The organism is Nocardioides sp. YIM B13467 (assembly GCF_042788075.1).
Lineage (GTDB): Bacteria > Actinomycetota > Actinomycetes > Propionibacteriales > Nocardioidaceae > Nocardioides.
Map to the genome: position 1 here is coordinate 77,684 of NZ_JBHZPJ010000019.1, position 20,016 is coordinate 97,699.

Genomic DNA, 20,016 nt, shown 5'->3' on the forward strand with positions numbered 1-20,016 from the left:
GGGTGGCCGCGTGAACGCCATCGATGCCGCAGCACTGACTTCACTTCTCGACGGGCGATATGCCGAGGTCCGACAGGACGTACGTAAGGCCCTGGCCGAGCGCGCCGACTTCCTCGACGAGGTGGAGGAGCTGCCTCGGGCCGAGTATCGGGAGCGGGTGCGCGAGACGCTTCTCGACGTCTCCGCGACCGGTCTGACCGGGCTCGGGTTTCCCAAGGAGTACGGCGGGGGTGGTGACGTCGGCGCCTCCATCGCCGCCTTCGAGGAGATGGCTGGCGGAGACCTGTCGCTGCTGGTGAAGTCGGGCGTGCAGTTCGGGCTCTTCGGCGGCGCGATCCTGCAGCTCGGCACGGCGCGCCACCACGATCGGTATCTCGCCGACATCGTCTCCGGGCGCCTGCTCGGCTGCTTCGCGATGACCGAGCACGGCCACGGGTCCAACGTGGCCGCGGTGGGGACCGTGGCCACCTACGACCCGGATGCGCGGGAGTTCGTCATCGAGACGACCCGGGAGGATGCGTACAAGGACTACATCGGCAACGCCGCGGCCCACGGTGAGCTCGCGGTCGTCTTCGCCCAGCTCGTGGTCGGCGGCGAGGAGCGCGGCGTCCATGCTCTCGTGGTGCCGATCCGGGTGGACGGCGCGCCCGCTCCCGGTGTCCGGATCGAGGACGACGGACCCAAGATGGGACTCAACGGCGTCGACAACGGACGACTGTGGTTCACGGGCGTGCGGGTGCCGCGTACGTCTCTCCTGAACCGCTTCGCGGACGTCACCGAGGCCGGCGAGTACGTCTCCGAGATCGAGTCGGCCGGACGGCGCTTCTTCACCATGCTCGGCACGCTCGTGCAGGGACGCGTCTCGGTCGGTGGGGCGGCGATCCGGGCATCGGAGGTCGCGCTGACGATCGCTGTCCGCTACGCGCTGCGGCGCCGGCAGTTCGAGGCGTCGTCGGACGCCGAGGAGTCGCTGCTCCTCGACTACGGCCAGCACCAGCGGCGCCTGCTGCCGCTGGTCGCGCGGACCTATGCGCTGCGCTTCGCGCAGGAGGTCGTACGCGACGACCTGCACGACGTCTTCTCCGGCGTCGCGACCTCCGAGCACGCCCGGCGCGAGCTCGAGTCGCGAGCGGCCGGCACCAAGGCCCTGGCGACCTGGCACGCGACCCGGACGATCCAGGAGTGCCGGGAGGCGTGCGGCGGGGCGGGCTACCTGGCCGCCAACCGGTTCGCGGCCCTGAAGGCCGACACCGACGTCTTCACGACCTTCGAGGGCGACAACACGGTGCTGCTGCAGCTGGTCGCCAAGGGGCTGCTCACCGGCTACTCCAGCGAGTTCGAAGAGATGGACCAGCTGGACCTGGTGCGGTTCGTGGCAGGTCTCGCCGTCGAGACGGTCCTGGAGCGGACCGCCGTGCACAAGCTGCTCGAGCGGGTCCGCGACGTGGTCCCGGTGGCAGGAGAGCGAGAGCCTGACATCCTCGACTCCGACTACCACCTGGCGATGCTGCGCTTCCGCGAGGAGCACATGCTCGCCGGCGTCGCCCGGCGCCTGCAGTCGGGGGTCAAGGCCGGGCGCGAGCCGGGCGCGGTCTTCTCGACGGTGCAGGACCACGTCATCGGGGTCGCTCACGCGCACGTCGAGCGGCTGATCCACGAGGCGTTCCGGGAGAAGGTCCGCGTGCTCCCCGAGGGTCCCGTACGCGACCTGATGGACCTCCTCTGCGACCTCAGCGCCCTCTCGGTCATCGAGGCCGACCGCGCCTGGTTCATGGAGCACGGCCGTCTCTCCTCCGAGCGCTCCAAGGCGATCACCGCCGAGGTCAACCGCCTCTGCCGCCAGCTGCGCCCGGACGCGCGGCTGCTCGTCGACGGCTTCGGCGTACCGGAAGAGCTGCTGCGGTCGAAGGACCTTCTCGGCTGAGGCGGCGTGAGCCATTTTCCCGCCATGGCGGGAAAATGCGGGGTCGATTGGGCTGGGTGCGCGGCAGAATCCCGCCATGGCGGGAAAGTGCCGCCTAGTGCGCCAGCGCCCTTGGAGCGAGTTATCCACAGGGGGTGTGGATAACTTCTGCGAGCGTTCTGCGGATTGCGCACGATTCCCGTATGACTGCCGTACGCATCAAGCCCAAGACCATCCCCAGAATCCCGATCGATCCGACCCGACCGTTCCGGCGCAAGCACGCTCTGGCGAGCGGATTCGATCCGCGCCGGAGGCGCAGGGAATTCCGGCGGCTCTTCCACGGGATCTACGTGTCGAGCGCCGTGGAGGTGACTCCGCTGCTGATCGCGGAGGCGGTCGTGCTGAGTGTGGACCCGCTCGGGGCGTGGGCCAGTCACGCGACAGCGGCCCGGGTGTGGGAGCTCCCGATCCCTCCGTTACCGGGTGAGCATGTGACGGTTCTCCGGCGCAGCCAGCGTCGTGGACGTCCTCAGATCAGCTGCCATTCGGCGCCTGACGGATTGATCACGAAGTTCGATCACGTGGATGTCTCGGCTCCGGCACAGGTCTTTGTCGACCTGGCTGCGCTGATTCCGCTTGTAGAGCTGGTTGTCGTCGGCGATCACATGGTCCGACGAGGGCTGGCGACGCCGGACGAGCTGGCGGAGCACAGTGCGACGGCGAAGAGCCCTGGTGCCGCCCTCGCGCGTCGGGCCGCCTCACTGGTCCGCGCGGGGGTGGACTCGCCGATGGAGACCCGACTACGCCTGTTGATCGTGCTCGCCGGGCTCCCAGAGCCTGCGGTCAACGCCCTGGTCGGAGATGAGCTGGACAGGCGGAAGTACGACCTGAGCTACCTGCGCTCGCGCACGATCATCGAGTACGACGGAAAGCACCACGTCGAGCGCGAGGAACAGTGGGAGTCCGACCTTCTTCGCCGTGAGGCGATCGACACCGACGGATGGCGGATCCTCGTCTTCGTCGCCAAGGACGTCTACACCTCTCCAGGCACGACCTTGGAGAGGATCCATCGGGTGCTCCTCCAGCGAGGCGAGCCGGGCGTACCCAGAAAGCTGAGCGACAACTGGAAGCAGCACTTCCCGGATCGCGCCTGATTGAGGCAGGCGCCAGCATCCCGCCATGGCGGGAAATTGCTGCCAGGATCGACCCCTCGCCGCCGCAGAATCCCGCCATGGCGGGAATTTGCCCCGGCCCGCCGATACGCTCGCCGCGTGAATCGCCTGATCTTGCTCAACGGGTTGCCCGGGGTGGGGAAATCGACGATCGCGCGTCGGTACGCCACGGAACACCCGGGCACTCTGCTGTGTGACGTCGACGTGCTGCGGACGTTCATCGGTGGCTGGCGCGACGACTTCGAGGAGGCGGGTGCACGGATCCGCCCGGCAGCGCTCGGCATGATCGCCGGCTATCTCCGGGAGTCCGGGGATGTGGTGTTGCCGCAGCTGCTCGCCAGGGTGAGTGAGCTCGAGAAGTTCGAGCGGGCGGCGCTCGATGCGGGTGCCGAGTTCGTCGAGGTCATGCTGGAGGCCGAAACCGACGATGCCGTACGCCGCTTCCACCGCCGCGACGACGGCACGGACCCGTGGCATCCGATCGTGCGGAGCCTGGTCGCCGAAGCAGGTGGCGACGATGTCCTACGTGATTACGCCGCGAGGCTGCGCGAGCTGGTTGCCCGACGTCCCGGGACGAGGATGGTCCCGAGCGTCGCGGATGCGGCGGATGCGACGTACGCCGCCGTTCTCAGCGCCATCGGCGACGTCACGACGGCGGCTTCATGAGCAGATTCCCGCCATGGCGGGAATCTGCCCCCACGAAGCCTCAGTGAGCGGTGTTCTTGAACCGGTCGATGGACGCGGCGATCTCCGACTCCGCGGCGGCCTTGCCGACCCAGTCGGAGCCCTTGACGGTCTTGCCGGGCTCGAGGTCCTTGTAGTGCTCGAAGAAGTGCTTGATCTCGTTGAGCGTCCACTCGTCGACATCCGCGAGGTCCTGGATGTGGTCGAAGCGGGGGTCGCAGGGGACGCAGAGGACCTTCTCGTCCTGGCCCTTCTCGTCCTCCATGACGTACATCGCGACCGGGCGGGCCTCGACCAGCACACCTGGGAAGAGCGGGTAGGGGGTGAGCACCAGCGCGTCGAGCGGGTCACCATCCCCACCGAGGGTGTCCTCGATGTAGCCGTAGTCTGCGGGGTACATCATGGAGGTGAACAGCACGCGGTCGAGTCGAAGCCGGTTCGACTCGTGGTCCACCTCGTACTTGTTGCGGGATCCCTTGGGGACCTCGATCAGTACGTCGAACTCCAGCGTCACTTCTCTGCCTCCAGACAAACCCAAAAACGGAATGCCGGACAGTCTGACACCGATCGGCGTCAGATCCGGCATCGAGGAGGATATCCGTGGAGCCCCAAAGCGCGCCGAAGTGGCCTTCCGAGGAGCCGGAGGAGGGCCGCGGAAAGCTCGTGGTCGTGCTGCCGCTGGTGCTCGCGCTGCTGGTGGGAGTCGCAGCAGCTGCGTACGCCTTGGGGTGGGTCCGCTATGCCCGCGGCAACGTCGCGCCGACCCCTCCGCCAGCCCCGCTGAGCATCGCCGCGGTCAGCCCCGCGGCGGTTGCGGGCGAGCAGACCAGAGCCCCGGGAAAGCCTGATCAGGCGGCGCTGGAGCAGGTGATGCGGGAGATGGTCGGCGACAAGCGGCTCGGCAAGCACCTCAAGGCGGCGATCGCGCCGCTCGAGGGCGCTCCGCTGGTGAGCCACGGCACCGGGGCCGCGACCCCGGCGAGCGTCACGAAGGTGCTGACCAGCGTGGCGGTCCTGGAGGCGTACGGCCCGGAGCGCCGGTTCGAGACGAGCACCACCCTCCAGGGGAGCACCGTCACCCTCGTCGGCGGAGGTGACGCATCTCTCAGCACCAGCGACCTCGACGACCTCGCCGGGGAGACGGCCCGGGAGCTCGGCACCACCAAGTCGGTGACCCTCGCCTTCGACGACACCCTCTTCGGTGGCCCGACCCTGAGCCCTACCTGGCGACGCACCTACCTGGGTGAGGAGGTCGGTGGGATCACCGCGCTGCTGGTCGACCACGGCGGCTCCCAGTCGTCGGGCTACAGCCGGGACCCGTCGATGCAGGCCGCCGAGCAGTTCAAGAAGGCGCTGGTCAAGCACGGGATCAAGGTCAACGGGAAGCCCACGAGGGGGACGAAGGCCGGCACCCAGCTCGCCGTACGCCAGGGCGACACCCTGCGTGAGATCGTCGAATACACCCTGCAGCACAGCGACAACCAGCTCGCCGAGGTGCTCGCTCGCCAGGTCGGGCTCGCGGCGGGCACCCCGACGTTCGACGGCTCCACCGCGGCGATCACGGCCACCCTGAAGGAGCTCGGCATCGACACCACCGGCCTGGTCCTCCGCGACGGCTCCGGCCTCTCCCGGCAGAACCGGATCCCGCCGACGCTGCTGGTGAGCACTCTCCAGGCCGCCGCAAGCTCCAACCGCCCCGAGCTCGCGCCGGCCATGACGGGCCTCCCGGTCGCCGGCTGGGTCGGCTCGCTCTCGCGGCGGTTCAACTTCGACGCCGAGCCGGGTCGCGGCCGCGTCCGGGCGAAGACCGGCACCCTCACCGGCGTCTCCGGACTCTCCGGCATCGCGATCGACACCCGCGGCACGCCGTTCGTCGTCGTACTCATGGCCGACGGGTTCAAGCCGGCGCAGACCCTGGACGTACGCGACGCCCTCGATGACGCGATGACGGCGGTCGCGACGTGTCGATGTTCGGCATAGGTCCGGTCGGCTACGGTCGTATGCATGACCCATCGTGCTGAGGACCCCGCCCCGTCCGGAGCGACCATGGTCGACTGGGACCTGGCCGTACGCCTCGGTGCGACGATCGGCGGAGATGGCCCGATCGTCTCGCGCAGCGAGGCTCAGCACGCCGTCGAGGAGCTGCGCGCGGACGCCGCCAAGGCGACCGAGTTCGTACGCGCCTTCACCGGTCTGGACGCGCCCCGCGACACCGCGCCGGTCCTGGTGGTGGACAGAAGGGGCTGGATCCAGGCCAACGCCGACACCTTCGCCCACGTGATCTCGCCGGTGGTCGACCGGATCACCGCGAAGCGCACCCCGGGAGCCCTGACCCAGGCGGTCGGCTCCAAGATCAGCGCGGCCGAGGTCGGCGGCCTGCTCGGCTTCATGTCTTCGAAGATCCTCGGCCAGTTCGACCCGTTCTACGGGCCGTCGGGGCGGCTGCTGCTGGTAGCACCCAACGCCGTCCACGTCGAGCGCGAGCTCGGCCTGGACCCGACCGACTTCCGGCTGTGGGTCTGCCTCCACGAGGAGACCCACCGGGTCCAGTTCACCGCCAGCCCGTGGATGCGCGACCACCTCTTCGCCCAGATCGAGGGCCTCTCCGAAGCGATGGACCCGGCCTCGATCTTCGACGGCGGGCTGCAGCGCGTCACCGAGGCGCTCAAGGGCAACGGCAGCATCGTGGACGCGTTCGCCAAGCCCGAGCAGAAGGAGATCATCGACCGGGTCACCGGGATGATGTCGCTGCTCGAGGGCCACGCCGACGTGGTCATGGACGATGTCGGCCCCGGCGTGATCCCGAGCGTCACCACGATCCGCAAGGCCTTCAACAAGCGCCGCCAGGGCATCGGCGTCCTCGACCGCCTGCTGCGCCGTCTGCTCGGGCTGGAGGCCAAGATGGCCCAGTACCGCGACGGCGCGAAGTTCGTACGCCACGTGGTCGACCGGGTCGGCATGGAGGAGTTCAACGCCGTCTTCGCCGGCCCCGAGAACCTCCCGACCAAGGCCGAGATCGTCGAGCCGAACGCCTGGGTGACCCGGGTCCTGTGAGCGAGCGCCAGCGAGCGACAATCCAATACAACATGCCGCCGCTTCCGTATTCTTCGCGCTCCTCGACGGAGGCGGCGGCATGAGCTTGCATCCTTCGGTTGCTGCGGTACGGCGACCCGTCCGCGCCACACTGGAGCGGCTCGAGCCGGGCGAGAAGGTGATCGTGGCCTGCTCCGGGGGAGCGGACTCGCTGGCGCTGGCCTCGGCCGCGGTCTTCGAGGGTCACAAGCTCGGGCTGCACATCATCGGCGCGACCGTCGACCACGGCCTGCAGGACGGCAGCCACGCACAGGCCGCGAAGGTCGTCGGACAGCTCGCCCAGATGGGCGTGGACGAGACCGTGACCGCGACGGTGGAGGTCAAGGCCGACGGTGAGGGTCCCGAGGCGGCTGCGCGCCAGGCCCGTTACGCGGTCCTCGACCAGCTCGCCGAGCGCCTCGGCGCGAGCGTGATCCTGCTCGGCCACACCCGCGACGACCAGGCCGAGACCGTGCTGCTGGGCCTGACCAGGGGCTCGGGCGCGCGCAGCCTATCCGGGATGCGAGCCGGCTTCGACCGCTATCGCCGTCCGCTCCTGGCGACGACCAGGATCGACACCGAGACCGCCTGCCAGGTCGAAGGCCTCGACGTCTGGCAGGACCCGCACAACCGCGACTTCGCCTACACCCGCGCGCGCATCCGCCACCGCGTCCTGCCCACGCTCGAGGAGGACCTCGGCCCGGGGGTCGCCGACGCGCTGGCTCGCACCGCCGAGCAGCTCCGCGAGGACGCCGACTTCATCGACGACATCGCCGAGGCGATGCACCGCGAGCTCGGCGGATCCCTCCCCGTCGAGACCCTCGCCGGGTATCCGTCCGCCGTCCGCACCCGGGTCCTCCGGATCGCCGCGATCGAAGCCGGCTGCCCACCGGCGGAGCTGACCCGTGAGCACGTCTTGGCGATCGACCGGTTGGTCACTGACTGGCGCGGCCAGCGCTGGATCGACCTTCCCGGACACCGCCAGGCCGTACGTCGCGACGGCTCGATCCACATCCGACCTGCGTCGAGCGGGTCGTAAGCCGGACTTCTCAGGGTGTTCCTGCACTTCTCTGGCATTGCAACGCCTGAGAAGTGCAGGGATACCCGGTGAACCGGGTATTCCGCCGCATGCGTCACCACCATCTAGAGTGACGGACATGGACACCGAGTACGTCGGCGACGACCTCGTGAAGACCCTGTTCACCCACGACGAGATCCAGGCGAAGGTCGAAGAGCTGGCCCGCCGGATCGAGAAGGACTACGAGGGTCAGGAGCTGCTGATCGTCGGCGTCCTGCGCGGCGCGGTGATGATCATGGCCGACCTCGCGCGCGCCCTGAACCGCCACGTCGAGATGGACTGGATGGCCGTCTCCTCCTACGGCTCCGGCACCAAGTCGTCCGGTGTGGTGAGGATCCTGAAGGACCTCGACACCGACGTCACCGGCAAGCACGTGCTCGTCGTGGACGAGATCATCGACTCCGGCCTGACCCTGACCTGGCTGACCTCCAACCTCACCAGCCGCGGCCCGGCGAGCATCGAGATCGCCACCCTGCTCCGCAAGCCCGAGGCGGTCAGCATGCCGGTCGACGTGAAGTACGTCGGGTGGGACATCCCCGACGAGTTCGTGGTCGGCTACGGCCTCGACTTCAACGAGAAGTACCGCAACCTGCGCGACATCTCGACCCTCGCGCCGCACATCTACAGCTGAGGCTGGAACTGAGCCGGCGAGCGCCTGCTGTTACGCCAACAGCGGAACCGCGCAGATGGGGTGGGCACGATTTGGCGTGTACCGTCGTTCTAAATGACGTGCACGCTGCCCTGCGTGCGTGTCTGACCCCGTAAACGGTTGAAAGAAGCCTGTGAAGCGCATATTCAAAGGTCCCTGGCTGTGGATCATCGTGGCAGTGCTCGGTGTGATCCTGGCGCTGCAGTATCTGGCCCCCCGCAACGGCGGCGACGAGATCACCACCAGCGAGCTGACCGAATACATCCAGGACGACAAGGTCAAGGAGATCACGTTCGTCGACGGCGACCAGGAGATCAAGGCGACCTTGGTCAAGGGCACCCGTGATGGCGGCTCCGAGGTCACGACCTCCTGGGTCGACGGTGACCAGGAAGCGCTCATCCAGATGGTGCGCAAGACCGAGGCCGAGGGTGAGAACCTCAAGGAGTTCAACTCCGAGGTGGCCAAGCCCTCCGTGCTCGGCTCGATCCTGAGCTTCCTGCTTCCGTTCGTCCTGATCATCGTGCTGTTCCTGTTCCTGATGAACTCGGTCCAGGGCGGTGGCGGTCGCGGGGTCATGCAGTTCGCCAAGTCCAAGGCGAAGCTGATCACCAAGGACATGCCGAAGACGACGTTCGCCGACGTCGCCGGTGCTGACGAGGCTGTCGAGGAGCTCCAGGAGATCAAGGAGTTCCTGCAGGAGCCCGCGAAGTTCCAGGCCGTCGGCGCCAAGATCCCCAAGGGCGTGCTGCTCTACGGCCAGCCAGGCACCGGTAAGACCCTGCTCGCGCGCGCCGTCGCGGGCGAGGCCGGCGTGCCGTTCTACTCGATCTCCGGTTCGGACTTCGTCGAGATGTTCGTCGGTGTCGGTGCGAGCCGTGTCCGCGACCTGTTCGAGCAGGCCAAGGAGAACGCTCCCGCCATCGTCTTCATCGACGAGATCGACGCCGTCGGCCGTCACCGTGGTGCCGGCATGGGCGGTGGCCACGACGAGCGTGAGCAGACGCTCAACCAGCTCCTCGTGGAGATGGACGGCTTCGACGTACGCGGCGGGGTCATCCTGATCGCGGCGACCAACCGTCCCGACGTGCTCGACCCGGCGCTGCTGCGCCCGGGCCGCTTCGACCGCCAGATCCAGGTGGACGCTCCCGACCTCGCCGGTCGCGAGAAGATCCTGCAGGTCCACGCCCGCGGCAAGCCGCTGGCCGGCGACATCGACCTCGACTCGGTCGCCCGCCGGACCCCCGGGTTCTCCGGTGCCGACCTGGCCAACGTGCTCAACGAGGCCGCGCTGCTGACCGCCCGCAGCGACCAGAAGCTGATCACCAACAGGGCGCTCGACGAGGCCATCGACCGGGTCATCGCCGGCCCGCAGAAGCGCACGCGTCTGATGAGCGAGCAGGAGAAGCTCATCACCGCCTACCACGAGGGTGGCCACGCGCTGGTCGCCGCAGCCCTTCCGGGCCCGGACGTGGTCCAGAAGATCACGATCCTGCCGCGCGGCAAGGCGCTGGGCTACAACCTGGTCATGCCCGACGACGACCAGTACTCGCAGACCCGGTCCTCGATGCTCAACAAGCTCTCCTACATGCTCGGTGGCCGTGCCGCGGAGGAGCTCATCTTCCACGACCCGACCACGGGTGCCGGCAACGACATCGAGAAGGCGACCAACCTCGCCCGCGCGATGGTCACCCAGTTCGGTATGACCGAGCGCCTCGGCGCGATCAAGCTCGGTGAGTCCAACGGGGAGCCGTTCCTGGGCCGTGACATCGGTCACCAGCGCAACTACTCCGAGGAGGTCGCCGCCGTCGTCGACGACGAGACCAAGAAGCTCCTCGCAACCGCGCACCAGGAGGCCTTCGACATTCTCGAGGAGAACCGGGACGTCCTCGACAGCCTGGTGCTGCAGCTCCTCGAGAAGGAGACGCTCTCCAAGCACGAGGTCGCCGAGATCTTCGAGCCGCTGCGTCGCCGCGACCCGCGTCCGGCCTGGACCGGCTCCGACACCCGCCGCCCCTCCGACCGCCCGGCGGTCGAGATCCCGCGGTGGATCGTCGAGCGCGACAAGGAGAACCTCGCCAAGGCGATCCGAGCCGCCGGGAAGCAGTCCGGCGCCCAGTCGGGTGCCCAGGCCGCCAACGGTGTCGACCTCGCCAAGCCGACCGAGGCCGGCTCGCCCGAGGGCACCCCGCCCGCCTGATACTGAAGACATGTCCGACAACTTCGATGACGTAGCGCCCGTCCATGTCCCCGAGCGGGACGTGGCGGACGTACCGGTGTTCGACCAGAAGCGGGCCGAGGCGGCCGTGCGCGAGCTGCTCTACGCGATCGGGGAGGATCCCGATCGCGAAGGGCTGCTCGAGACTCCCGCCCGGGTCGCCCGGGCCTACCAGGAGGTGACCCGCGGGCTGCACCAGACGCCCGAGGAAGTGCTCACCACGACCTTCGACCTCGGCCACGACGAGATGGTCCTGGTCCGTGACATCGAGCTGTGGTCGATGTGCGAGCACCACCTGGTGCCGTTCACCGGTGTCGCCCATGTCGGCTACATCCCGGCCTCCTCCGGCAAGATCACCGGCCTGTCCAAGCTCGCCCGGCTGGTCGACGTCTACGCCAAGCGACCGCAGGTGCAGGAGCGGCTCACCACCCAGGTGGCCGACGCGCTCATGGCGCTCCTCGAGGCGCGCGGCGTCATCGTGGTGGTCGAGGCCGAGCATCTGTGCATGACGATGCGCGGCGTCAAGAAGGCCGGCGCCCGCACGATCACCAGTGCCGTACGCGGCACGATGCGCTCCAACGCCACCACCCGGGCCGAGGCCATGGCCCTGATCCGGGGCGGAACCCGCTAGCCCGCGGAGCGGCGCAGGCGGCGACGAACCCGTCGGACGAAGCCGCGCAGGCCCGCTCGCTCCTGGTGACGAGCGAGGTCTGCGCGCAGCTCGTCGATCAGGGCTCGCTGGCGGTCCAGGCGGCCGGCCTGCCGTTCGATCCGGGTCTGCTGCTTGCGCGTGGTCGCCTCGAGGGCTGCGATCCGCTTGGCCTGGCTCTTCGCCGACGCCGTGAGCTTCTTCTCGAGCTCCCGCTCGCGACGCTTGGCGGCGGTGTCGGCGTGCTCGGAGGCGATCTTGAGCGCGTGGATCCGGTCCTCGATGCGCCGGATGGCGTCATCGCCCGATCCACGGAGCGTGGCGACAGGTGCCGCGGGCTCCAGCGCGGCGAGCTCGGCGTCGTACGCCGCACTCGTCTGGCCGGGCTGCGCGACGTTCGCCAGGCCGGCGTCGTCCAGGAACGCGGTCAGCCGCTTCCAGCCGTCGGCGAGGCGGTTGTGGAAGCTGGTGAAATCGGCTGCCTGGAACAGCTCGTCGACCGTGGTCTCGAGCGTGATCGAGTCGAGCATCGTGTAGGGGAGGCCGTGGTAGTCGCACAGCTCCAGCACGCGTGAGTCGTGAGCGACGACCATGGCAGGCGTCCCGGCGAGCACCGCGGCCACGTTGCCGTGGATGCGCGTGCCGAAGGCGAACCGCTGCGTTGCCAGGAACCGCATCCATGAGCCGGCGTCGAGGAACATCCGGGTCCGGTCCTCGGCGTAGAGCCGGTGGTCGCGGTCGATACCCATCTCGGGCTGACGGTGCCGCCCCCACTGGAGCATGGCGAAGTCGTGGTGGGTCTGGCCGACGTACGTCATGCGCGGGTGCCGGTCGGCGAAGGCGTCGACGTACGTCTCGAACCAGGGCGCGGTCAGCGGGCTCATCGAGACGGCGATCGGGTCCTCGTCGGCGATCGGGGTGGAGCGCTCGTCGCGGACGGTGAGGTCGGGGCCGTTGAGGTAGATCGACGGACAGCCGATGATCTCGACGTGCTCGTCGCCGTAGCCGAGCCGCCGCAGGTAGGCGGCGGTGATCTCGCCGCGTACGCCGACCTTCGAGGATCGTTCGAGGACGCTGTTCATGAATCGGCGATGGAGGGCGGCGAGCTCGTCGTCGGGAGCGGTGTCGAGGTCGTCGAGGGAGAGCTGTGCGCCGATGCCGACGATGGTGGTCGGGATCGTGAGCTGTTCGATGAAGGCGGTCAGCCGGGTCAACGGGCGGGTGAACTCCGGTCGGAGAGCGTTGGCCAGCGGTACCACGAAGTGGTCGTACTCGTCGTTGGTCGCCGCGACCTCGTCGGCGGTGAACGCGCGCCGCTCATGGACGAAGCGGTTCGCGACGATCTCGGTTCCGGGCACGCTGAGGAGCCGGTGTGTCGAGTCGGCGAAGAGGAGGTTGCCGACGTTGGTGCCGTAGAACCCGATGCCCCACGCACGCGGGTCGCCCGCCTCGATCACCTCGAACGGGTCCCTCGCTGAGCGGAGCAGGATCTTGGCCACGACGCCTCCCTGGGTAAATGAGATGCCGGGCAGCCTGGCTGAGCGGGCCCGCCTGGTCAAGTCTGCCCTTCCGGCGTCGCCGGATAGGGTCGTGGCGTGCAGGTCATGGGAATCGTCAACGTCACGCCCGACTCGTTCAGCGACGGCGGACGTTTCTTGGCGACCGATGACGCGGTGGCTCACGGTCACGCGCTTCTGGAGCAGGGGGCCGACCTGCTCGACATCGGCGGCGAGTCGACCCGGCCAGGGGCGACCAGGCCGCTGGTGGCCGACGAGCTGGCCCGGGTGGTGCCGGTCATCGAGACGCTGGCCGAGGAGGGCGCGACCCTCTCGGTCGACACGATGCGTCCCGAGGTCGCCGAGGCGGCCCTGAAGGCCGGGGCGAAGATCATCAACGACGTCTCGGGCGGTCTGGCCGACCCGGGGATCCTGAAGGTCGCGGCCGACCATGGTGCGACGTACGTCGTGATGCACTGGCGTGCGCACGGCGCGGAGATGCAGCACCAGGACCATCTCGTCTACGCCGACGGCGTGGTCGCCACCGTCAAGGCGGAGCTGGAGCAGCGGATCGAGGCGGCGCGAGCCGCGGGGATCCAGGACGACAACATCGTGGTCGACCCCGGGCTCGGCTTCTCCAAGACGGCCGACGACAACTGGCGGCTCCTGGCGGGCGTGGAGGAGTTCCACAAGCTCGGCTTCCCCGTGCTCATCGGTGCCAGCCGCAAGACGTTCCTCGGCCGCCTGCTGGCCGCCCCCGACGGCACCCTGCGTCCGGTGACCGAGCGTGAGAATGCCCACGATGCGATCACCGTCTTTCTCGCGCAACGCGGTGTCTGGGCCACACGTGTTCATGACGTACGTGCCGCCAGGGACACCCTCGCGGCGGCAGCCAAGCTGGAGACAATTGGATGAACCACTCGATGAACATTGTGGAACCCGCGGACGAAATCCAGATCCTCGGTCTGGAGTGCTACGGCCATCACGGAGTGTTCGACTTCGAGCGCCGTGAGGGGCAGAAGTTCATCATCGACCTTGTCATCGGCACCGACTCCCGCGAGGCCGCGGAAACGGACGACTTGCAAGACACCGTGGATTACGGAAGTCTCGCGATGGCGGTCAAAACCAATGTTGAGCGCGACCCGGTGGACCTCATCGAAACGCTTGCCCAGCGGATCGCGGACATTTGCCTTGCAGACATCCGCGCACTTTGGGTACGTGTTACGGTTCACAAACCGGGGGCGCCTATCGAAGCGACGTTCAAAGACGTCACCCTGACGATCACCCGGAGGCAGAGCACGTGACAGAGGTACCCAACCCGTACATCATCGACGCCGACACGCTCACCGGGGAGATGCGGCCGATTCGGCGGGCGGTGCTGTCGTTGGGCTCCAATCTCGGGGACCGGTTGGCAAATCTGCAGGACGCGTTGAACACTCTCGCCGAGACCCCGGATGTCTGGGTGACCACGATCTCGCCGGTCTACGAGACCGAGCCGGTCGACTCGCCCGAGGACTCCGAGCTCTACCTCAACGCGATCGTCCTTGCCGACACGACGCTCACCCCGACGCGCCTGCTCGAGCGTGCGCTCACCATCGAGGACGCCTACGGACGCTCGCGCAGCGGCATCTTCAACGAGCCGCGCACGCTCGACATCGACGTCATCTCGGTCGGCGACAAGATCCTCGAGGAGGAGTCGCTGACCCTGCCGCACCCGCGTGCGCACCAGCGGGCCTTCGTGCTCAAGCCGTGGCTCGACCTGGAGCCGAGCGCCGATCTTCCCGGCGTGGGTCCGATCGCCGAGCTGCTGGAGCAGTCCGACCAGTCCGGCATCACCCGCCGCGACGACCTCACCCTCGAGCTCTGAGCCGGATCTGAGCAGAGCACCCGAGGACCCCGACCAGGGTCCTGAGAAGGATCCCGCCGACGACGAGCGCCGGCTCCACCCGATGTCGGGCGGAGCCATCACGGCGTGGGCTGTCATCGGGATCGTGGGTGGCTGGCTGGCTCACCCCGTGCTGGAGTCCTGGCGCGGGGTGGCCCCGGTGATCACCTGGGCGCAGCCGGTGGTGCTGCTGCTGATCGCGGCGGCTCTGGGCGTGACCGCCTGGATCACCCACCGCCAGCTGCAGGTACGCGGCGAGCGCATCGAGGCTCATCAGGCGGTCAACCGCCTGGTGCTCGCCCGCGCCTGCACCCTGGTCGGCGCGCTCCTCGCCGGCGGCTATCTGGGCTACGCGGTGAGCTGGCTGGGCTACGACGCCAACACCGCGGCAGGGGAGCGGCTGGTCCGTTCGGCCCTCGCGGCCGTGGCCGGAACCGCGATCCTCATCGCCGCTCGACTCCTCGAACACGCGTGCCGGGTCCGCAAACGCGATGAAAACTAGCCGTACCGTGGAAGCATGCCTTCCCCATCCGCAACTTCAGTCACACGCAGGCGTCAGCGCAGCACACGCCTGACGGTTGCTGTAGGCCTGCTGGCGCTGGCCGCCATCACGATCACCGCCGCGGTGGCCTCCGGGTCCTGGCTGGTCGTCGTGCTCGCAGCCGTTCTCGGGCTCGCCTGTGGCGCTGCCGCAACCAAGATCACTCACTCCGAGCTTCTCCAGACCCGCCGAGACTGGGCGCGTGACCGGGCCGAGCAGGCCCAGGCCTACCGCGTCGAGTCCGAGAAGCGGGCCGAGGAGAACGCCGAGTTCCGCGAGCACATGGATGCGAAGCTCGCCGAACGCGTCCAGGCCGTCGAGGAGCTCGAGGCCGCTCTGGCCGCCGCTCACCAGCGTGCCGCCGAGGCCGTCCGTCGCCGTGGCGAGGAGGCCCGCCGGGCCGCCCAGGCCGAGATGCGCGGCGAGCAGCTCGAGGCGAGGCTCCAGGCCGTCGAAGCCGACGCTGCCGAGGCGGCCATCCGGGTCGCCGAGCTGGAGTCCGAGCTGGACGCCGTACGTGCCGAGCTCGAGGCCGAGCGTACGAGCTGGACCGGGGCTCAGTCCGCCTGACCAGCGAACGACGCACAGATGTATGGATGGTGACGAGGCGCCAACAGCGTCATGGCACTTTGCGTCGGCACGCGTGAAAACGCGCCCCCACGCTCAAATCGATACTCGGGTGGGTAACTGTCGGAGGTCTGGCTCGTTATGATTTTTCCGAACGGGTAACGCGCCTGCCGCGTCCCTGCGATCTGTGACGACGCTGCGACAAGGGTCGTTGGAAAGGGGAAGCCGGTGACGTTGATCGCCGAACGGGCAGTCACGGTCACTGAAGGCTTCGCCTACCTACGCGACCTGATGACCACGTACGCCAGAAGGGCGCCGGTGAGGTCGGTCGCGGTGCTCGGAAATGCTCCGCTGGGGCCCAGCGACGACCGAGCGCAGGCCATCGACGACTCGGACCTGGTGATCCGGGTCAACAGCTTCGTGCTGGATGTCCCGGGTGAGCCCCGCGCCCAGGGATCACGGGCCGACGTGGTGATCTGGAACCGGATCACCCGCCCGACGCGGTTCACCTTCGACCGCTACCGCGAGCGCCTCTACCTCCTCGCCGAACCGATGCGCTTCCACGGCCGTCTCGAGGTGTGGCCGATGTCATGGCCGCCCGATCTGGGCTTCGTACCCATCCCGAACGGGGAGCTGCTCACCGGCACCGGGAACGACCTCGACATCCCCTGGCGGACCGAGAAGCTGGCGCCGACGACGGGCTTCACCGCCGCGTGGCTGGCGGTCAACCTGTTCCCGGAGTCCGACATCCTGCTGTCCGGGTTCTCGTTCGTCGACAACCCCGGGCAGACGGAGTGGACCTACCAGGCAGGCGGCTCCTCGCCCGTGGCGCCGGAGCATCGGATCGAGGCGGAGGCACGCGTCATGACCGACTGGCTCGAGGAGGGGCGCGTAACCCTATGGCGATGAACCGACTGCGCGGCAAGGTCAACAGATTGGCCGGCTCCGCGGCCGACCTGGACGAGGCTCGAGCCACCATCGAGGAGCTGCGTGCCATCACGGACCGGCAGCGCGTCCGTATCGGTGACCTCGAGCGCGAGCTCGCTCGGGTCAGCCCGCAGGTAGCGGCCCTCGAGGCACGTCTGGAGACCCTGCGTGACACCGTCGAGCGCGGCAACCTCGCGGCCGGAGCGCCGTCGGACGGCCACGTCGACGCCTCCTCGATCTGGGCCGAGATCCAGCGTCAGCAGGAGCAGGTGCGTGCCCGCATCACCGCGGCCACGCGTTTCGAGGAGCGGTTGCGAAGGCTCGAGGACGGAGCGACTTAAGGTGAGAATGTGCCGCATCCCGCTCTGAGCATCGTCATCCCGTTTCACAACGTGGAGCCCTTCCTCCAGACGTGCCTGGAGTCGCTTCGCGCCCAGACCTTCTCGGATTTCGAGGTGGTCATGGTCGACGACGCGTCCACCGACGGGTCCGCGAGCGTCGCCGACCGGTTCGCATCGAGCGACTCGCGATTCCGGGTGGTCTCCTCGGAGAAGGTCGGTGTCGGGGTGGCCCGAAACATCGGGATCGAGGCGAGCAGGGGTGACCTGCTCGCGTTCGTCGACGCTGACGACTACGTCCCGGAGTACGCCTACCAGCTCATGACGGACACGTTGGCGCGCTCGGGCTCCGACTTCGTGGCCGGCAACGCCCGCCGTTTCGACTCGGTGTCGGTCTGGCAGTCGTGGTCCCACCGGCGCCCGTTCGTCACCACCCGCATCGCCACGCACTGCAGCCGGACCCACATCCTGGGCATCGATCGCTACATCTGGAACAAGGTCTACCGGCGCGACTTCTGGGACTCCGCCGGCCTCAGCTACCCGGACATGCTCTACGAGGACTACCCGGTCGCCCTTGCCGCGCACATCCGCGCCCGCCAGGTCGACGTTCTCGCCGAGCCGATCTACTACTGGCGGCATCGCGACGGTGGCGAGGCCTCGATCACGCAGAGCCACTGGAATCTCGACAACCTCAGCGATCGCGTACGTTCGGCCGAGATGCTGTTCGACATGGTCGAGGAGCAGGCTCCCTACCTGTCCGACCTGGTCAAGTCCCATCTCGCGGCAACGGACGTCCAGGTGCTCGCCCGGTCGATCGAGGACCATCCGGCCGACGAGTCGGGACGCATCTTCGACCTGGCGGAGCGCTACCTGGCGCGCGTCGACGACGCGATCCTCAACCGTCAGGGACCGTTCGAGCGACTCGTGTTCGATCTGCTGAAGCGTCGTAAGCATGACGCGCTCACCACATTGACCCGCTATCGGGCCGAATACGGGACCCAGGCGCCGCTGGCCCGCCGAAGGGACGGCTGGTACGCCAAGCTCCCCTCCTTCGAGGACGCCGCTGTCGGCGTCCCCGACTCGGTGTTCCGCCTGGCCCCGGCGTACATGAAGGCCAAGGCAGTGGCGACCGAGGCCTGGTGGGACGGATCCCGAGTCGCAGTCCGGGTCAACATCGGCATCAACACCCTCGCGCTGGCGCCACGGACACGCTTCAAGGTGTGGCTGGAGAGCCCCGCCGGCGGCCAGGTGCCGGTGGATCATGTCGCCCGCCCGCGGGCGATCCCGTTCGGCCAGGTGGACAGGTCCACGCTCGAGCTGAGCATCGACCCGTCGCGACTGGCAGGCGATCGCCAATGGCGCCTCATGATCGGCATCCGCAACCGCGATGTCCGCGACGTGATCCAGGTGACGACGTCGGGAGACGGACGTGAGCGGTGGCAGGGCTGGCGCCGCATCGGCAACCGCTGGTGCCGCCCAGGACGCCTCCCCGGGGGCTTCGGGGTCACCGTCCGCGACCTTCCGGACGCCTGGGTGGATCACACCACCGACCTCGGCGACGAGATCGAGATCCGGGGCGCGTTCCGGGGCACTCCTCCCGAGCATGCGGAGCTGACCCTCACCGACCGCAGCGGTTCGGTGGTGACCCATCCGCTGACGATCGGCGAGCGGGGCGAGCGAGGCATCACCCCGTGGCAGTTGACGGTGCCGGTCGAGGCTGTCCTCGAGAAGTCCGGACTGGACATGCCGATGGAGGAGATCGTGCCGACCCGGGTGAAGCTGTCCCGGAAGGGACGTACGTCTCCGCTGCCGGTGCACCCGGACTTTCTCGGGTCTCGATCTCTGATGAAGGGGCGCGCGGTGAACGCCACCCGCGACCCGAACGGTTCCTTCGTCATCACCGCGACGCCCGACCGCCCCGTCGTTCACGACGCATGGTGGCAGGGTGAGGACCTGATCCTGCGTGGTCCGGACGGTCCCCGGTTGGAGTCGACGGGAGCGGTGCTCCGGACCTGGCCGACCCCGGAGAAGCCCCTCGATGTCGCCCTGGACGTGGCCGACCGTGACGGGGTCTTCCTGATCACCGTGCCTGTGGGTGCGTTGCGCAGCACCGCGGTCGAGCACGAAGCCTGTGAGGGGTCGCAGTGGTCGTTGCTGGACGGCCGCGAGCACAAGCCGATCGTCGTGGCCCGCGAGCTCTCTGAGCGGGTGCCTCAGCCGACCGCTGCCGAGGCGGCGAAGCTCGAGTTCGGCTGGTCCGACGAGATCCATCTGCGGCTCGCGCCGGCCCCGCTTACCGACGCGTGACCGGCTGAAGCGCGCTAGCGCTTGGCCACGCGTCGGAGCGCGCGGAGAACCCTTCTGAGCAGGCGGGCCGCGCGCCGGGCCCCGGGTACGCGTCCGAAGCCGGAACGCGCCCGCCCGGGGACGGACGATGCGCGCTTGGCGACTCGGTTGACGGTCGGGGCCTGCCGAGCGCTCAGCTGGTCCTCCAGCTCCTTGATGCGATCGTTCAGTGCCGCGACGTCGCGTCGGGCCGCCGTGCGTACCTCGTGGGTCATCGTCTGACGCTGACGCATCTGCTGCTTGAACCAGGTCACCTGGCCGCGCAGTGCCTCGTTCTCGTCCATCAGCTTCCGGAGCTCGCTCGGATCGGCCTCCTGCGGCGTCTGCCGACCTGCGACCACGGGTGTCATGCCGGTCGAGGAGAGCGCGGACTCGCGCCGTCGGCGTACCTGGAATACGTCCGCGGGAGTGACCGCGACGTCGATGGCCGCCGCGAGCAGGACGGTGAGCTCGTCCCTGCCGCGACCGGCGGGCCAGGGGTGGCGCCACCCCGC

At 68.6% G+C, this 20,016-nt stretch carries 20 protein-coding genes; 17 read left to right on the plus strand and 3 right to left on the minus strand.

Annotation, left to right across the window (positions count from 1 at the left end; translation table 11 throughout):
- Window positions 1-10: 10 nt before the first annotated feature.
- The 3 genes from ACFX43_RS04890 (at window position 11) to ACFX43_RS04900 (ending at window position 3,741) form a co-directional block, all read left to right on the plus strand.
- Complete coding sequence (locus tag ACFX43_RS04890; protein ID WP_378817731.1) at window positions 11-1,924, plus strand: acyl-CoA dehydrogenase; 1,914 nt, start codon at window positions 11-13, stop codon at window positions 1,922-1,924.
- 644 nt (window positions 1,925-2,568) lie between these two features.
- Entirely contained in the window at window positions 2,569-3,057 is a 489-nt protein-coding gene (locus ACFX43_RS04895; protein ID WP_378817734.1) for a DUF559 domain-containing protein, read from the plus strand.
- A 117-nt stretch (window positions 3,058-3,174) separates the two neighbouring features.
- Window positions 3,175-3,741 (plus strand): AAA family ATPase, encoded by a 567-nt coding sequence (locus tag ACFX43_RS04900; protein ID WP_378817737.1) that lies wholly within the window; start codon window positions 3,175-3,177, stop codon window positions 3,739-3,741.
- A gap of 40 nt (window positions 3,742-3,781) precedes the next feature.
- Here ACFX43_RS04900 and ACFX43_RS04905 read toward each other — a convergent pair whose 3' ends face one another.
- The gene (locus ACFX43_RS04905) at window positions 3,782-4,273 is read right to left on the minus strand and encodes an inorganic diphosphatase (RefSeq protein WP_378817739.1); all 492 of its coding nucleotides are present in this window, start codon (window positions 4,271-4,273) and stop codon (window positions 3,782-3,784) included.
- 86 nt (window positions 4,274-4,359) lie between these two features.
- Here ACFX43_RS04905 and dacB point away from each other — a divergent pair, with 86 nt between their 5' ends.
- The 6 genes from dacB (at window position 4,360) to folE (ending at window position 11,404) form a co-directional block, all read left to right on the plus strand.
- Window positions 4,360-5,739, plus strand: a complete 1,380-nt coding sequence (gene dacB / locus ACFX43_RS04910; RefSeq protein ID WP_378817741.1) for a D-alanyl-D-alanine carboxypeptidase/D-alanyl-D-alanine-endopeptidase — start codon at window positions 4,360-4,362, stop codon at window positions 5,737-5,739.
- 24 nt (window positions 5,740-5,763) lie between these two features.
- Entirely contained in the window at window positions 5,764-6,813 is a 1,050-nt protein-coding gene (locus ACFX43_RS04915; protein ID WP_378817742.1) for a zinc-dependent metalloprotease, read from the plus strand.
- 79 nt (window positions 6,814-6,892) lie between these two features.
- Window positions 6,893-7,870, plus strand: coding sequence for a tRNA lysidine(34) synthetase TilS (tilS, locus tag ACFX43_RS04920; RefSeq protein WP_378817744.1), 978 nt, complete (start codon window positions 6,893-6,895; stop codon window positions 7,868-7,870).
- Window positions 7,871-7,988: 118 nt separating this feature from the next.
- Window positions 7,989-8,540, plus strand: a complete 552-nt coding sequence (hpt, locus tag ACFX43_RS04925) for a hypoxanthine phosphoribosyltransferase (RefSeq protein WP_141801736.1) — start codon at window positions 7,989-7,991, stop codon at window positions 8,538-8,540.
- 151 nt (window positions 8,541-8,691) lie between these two features.
- A complete protein-coding gene (gene ftsH / locus ACFX43_RS04930; RefSeq protein ID WP_378817746.1) occupies window positions 8,692-10,755 on the plus strand; it encodes an ATP-dependent zinc metalloprotease FtsH in 2,064 nt (687 codons plus the stop codon).
- A gap of 10 nt (window positions 10,756-10,765) precedes the next feature.
- A complete protein-coding gene (gene folE / locus ACFX43_RS04935) occupies window positions 10,766-11,404 on the plus strand; it encodes a GTP cyclohydrolase I FolE (RefSeq protein ID WP_378817749.1) in 639 nt (212 codons plus the stop codon).
- Here the strand turns inward: folE and ACFX43_RS04940 are convergent.
- The gene (locus ACFX43_RS04940; protein WP_378817752.1) at window positions 11,401-12,921 is read right to left on the minus strand and encodes a polysaccharide pyruvyl transferase family protein; all 1,521 of its coding nucleotides are present in this window, start codon (window positions 12,919-12,921) and stop codon (window positions 11,401-11,403) included. The genes folE and ACFX43_RS04940 overlap by 4 nt on opposite strands.
- A gap of 105 nt (window positions 12,922-13,026) precedes the next feature.
- Here ACFX43_RS04940 and folP point away from each other — a divergent pair, with 105 nt between their 5' ends.
- From folP to ACFX43_RS04980, 8 genes are all read left to right on the plus strand, one after another.
- The gene (folP, locus tag ACFX43_RS04945; protein ID WP_378817779.1) at window positions 13,027-13,833 is read left to right on the plus strand and encodes a dihydropteroate synthase; all 807 of its coding nucleotides are present in this window, start codon (window positions 13,027-13,029) and stop codon (window positions 13,831-13,833) included.
- Window positions 13,830-14,222 carry a dihydroneopterin aldolase gene (gene folB, locus ACFX43_RS04950; RefSeq protein ID WP_378817755.1) on the plus strand — a complete coding sequence of 131 codons (393 nt, stop codon included), beginning with the start codon at window positions 13,830-13,832 and terminating at the stop codon, window positions 14,220-14,222. Before folP ends, folB begins: the two co-directional genes overlap by 4 nt.
- Window positions 14,219-14,785, plus strand: coding sequence for a 2-amino-4-hydroxy-6-hydroxymethyldihydropteridine diphosphokinase (folK, locus tag ACFX43_RS04955; RefSeq protein ID WP_378817758.1), 567 nt, complete (start codon window positions 14,219-14,221; stop codon window positions 14,783-14,785). Before folB ends, folK begins: the two co-directional genes overlap by 4 nt.
- 82 nt (window positions 14,786-14,867) lie before the next feature.
- On the plus strand, window positions 14,868-15,305 hold the full coding sequence (locus tag ACFX43_RS04960; protein WP_378817761.1) for a DUF3180 domain-containing protein: 438 nt from the start codon (window positions 14,868-14,870) through the stop codon (window positions 15,303-15,305).
- Between the two features lie 15 nt (window positions 15,306-15,320).
- Entirely contained in the window at window positions 15,321-15,914 is a 594-nt protein-coding gene (locus tag ACFX43_RS04965; RefSeq protein ID WP_378817764.1) for a hypothetical protein, read from the plus strand.
- 225 nt (window positions 15,915-16,139) lie between these two features.
- Window positions 16,140-16,820, plus strand: a complete 681-nt coding sequence (locus tag ACFX43_RS04970) for a hypothetical protein (RefSeq protein WP_378817767.1) — start codon at window positions 16,140-16,142, stop codon at window positions 16,818-16,820.
- Window positions 16,817-17,179, plus strand: coding sequence for a hypothetical protein (locus ACFX43_RS04975; RefSeq protein WP_378817770.1), 363 nt, complete (start codon window positions 16,817-16,819; stop codon window positions 17,177-17,179). Before ACFX43_RS04970 ends, ACFX43_RS04975 begins: the two co-directional genes overlap by 4 nt.
- Window positions 17,180-17,188: 9 nt before the next feature.
- Entirely contained in the window at window positions 17,189-19,483 is a 2,295-nt protein-coding gene (locus ACFX43_RS04980) for a glycosyltransferase (protein ID WP_378817773.1), read from the plus strand.
- Window positions 19,484-19,497: 14 nt separating this feature from the next.
- Here the strand turns inward: ACFX43_RS04980 and ACFX43_RS04985 are convergent.
- Window positions 19,498-20,016 (minus strand): hypothetical protein (locus tag ACFX43_RS04985; protein ID WP_378817776.1); only part of this gene is annotated, 519 nt, incomplete at its 5' end.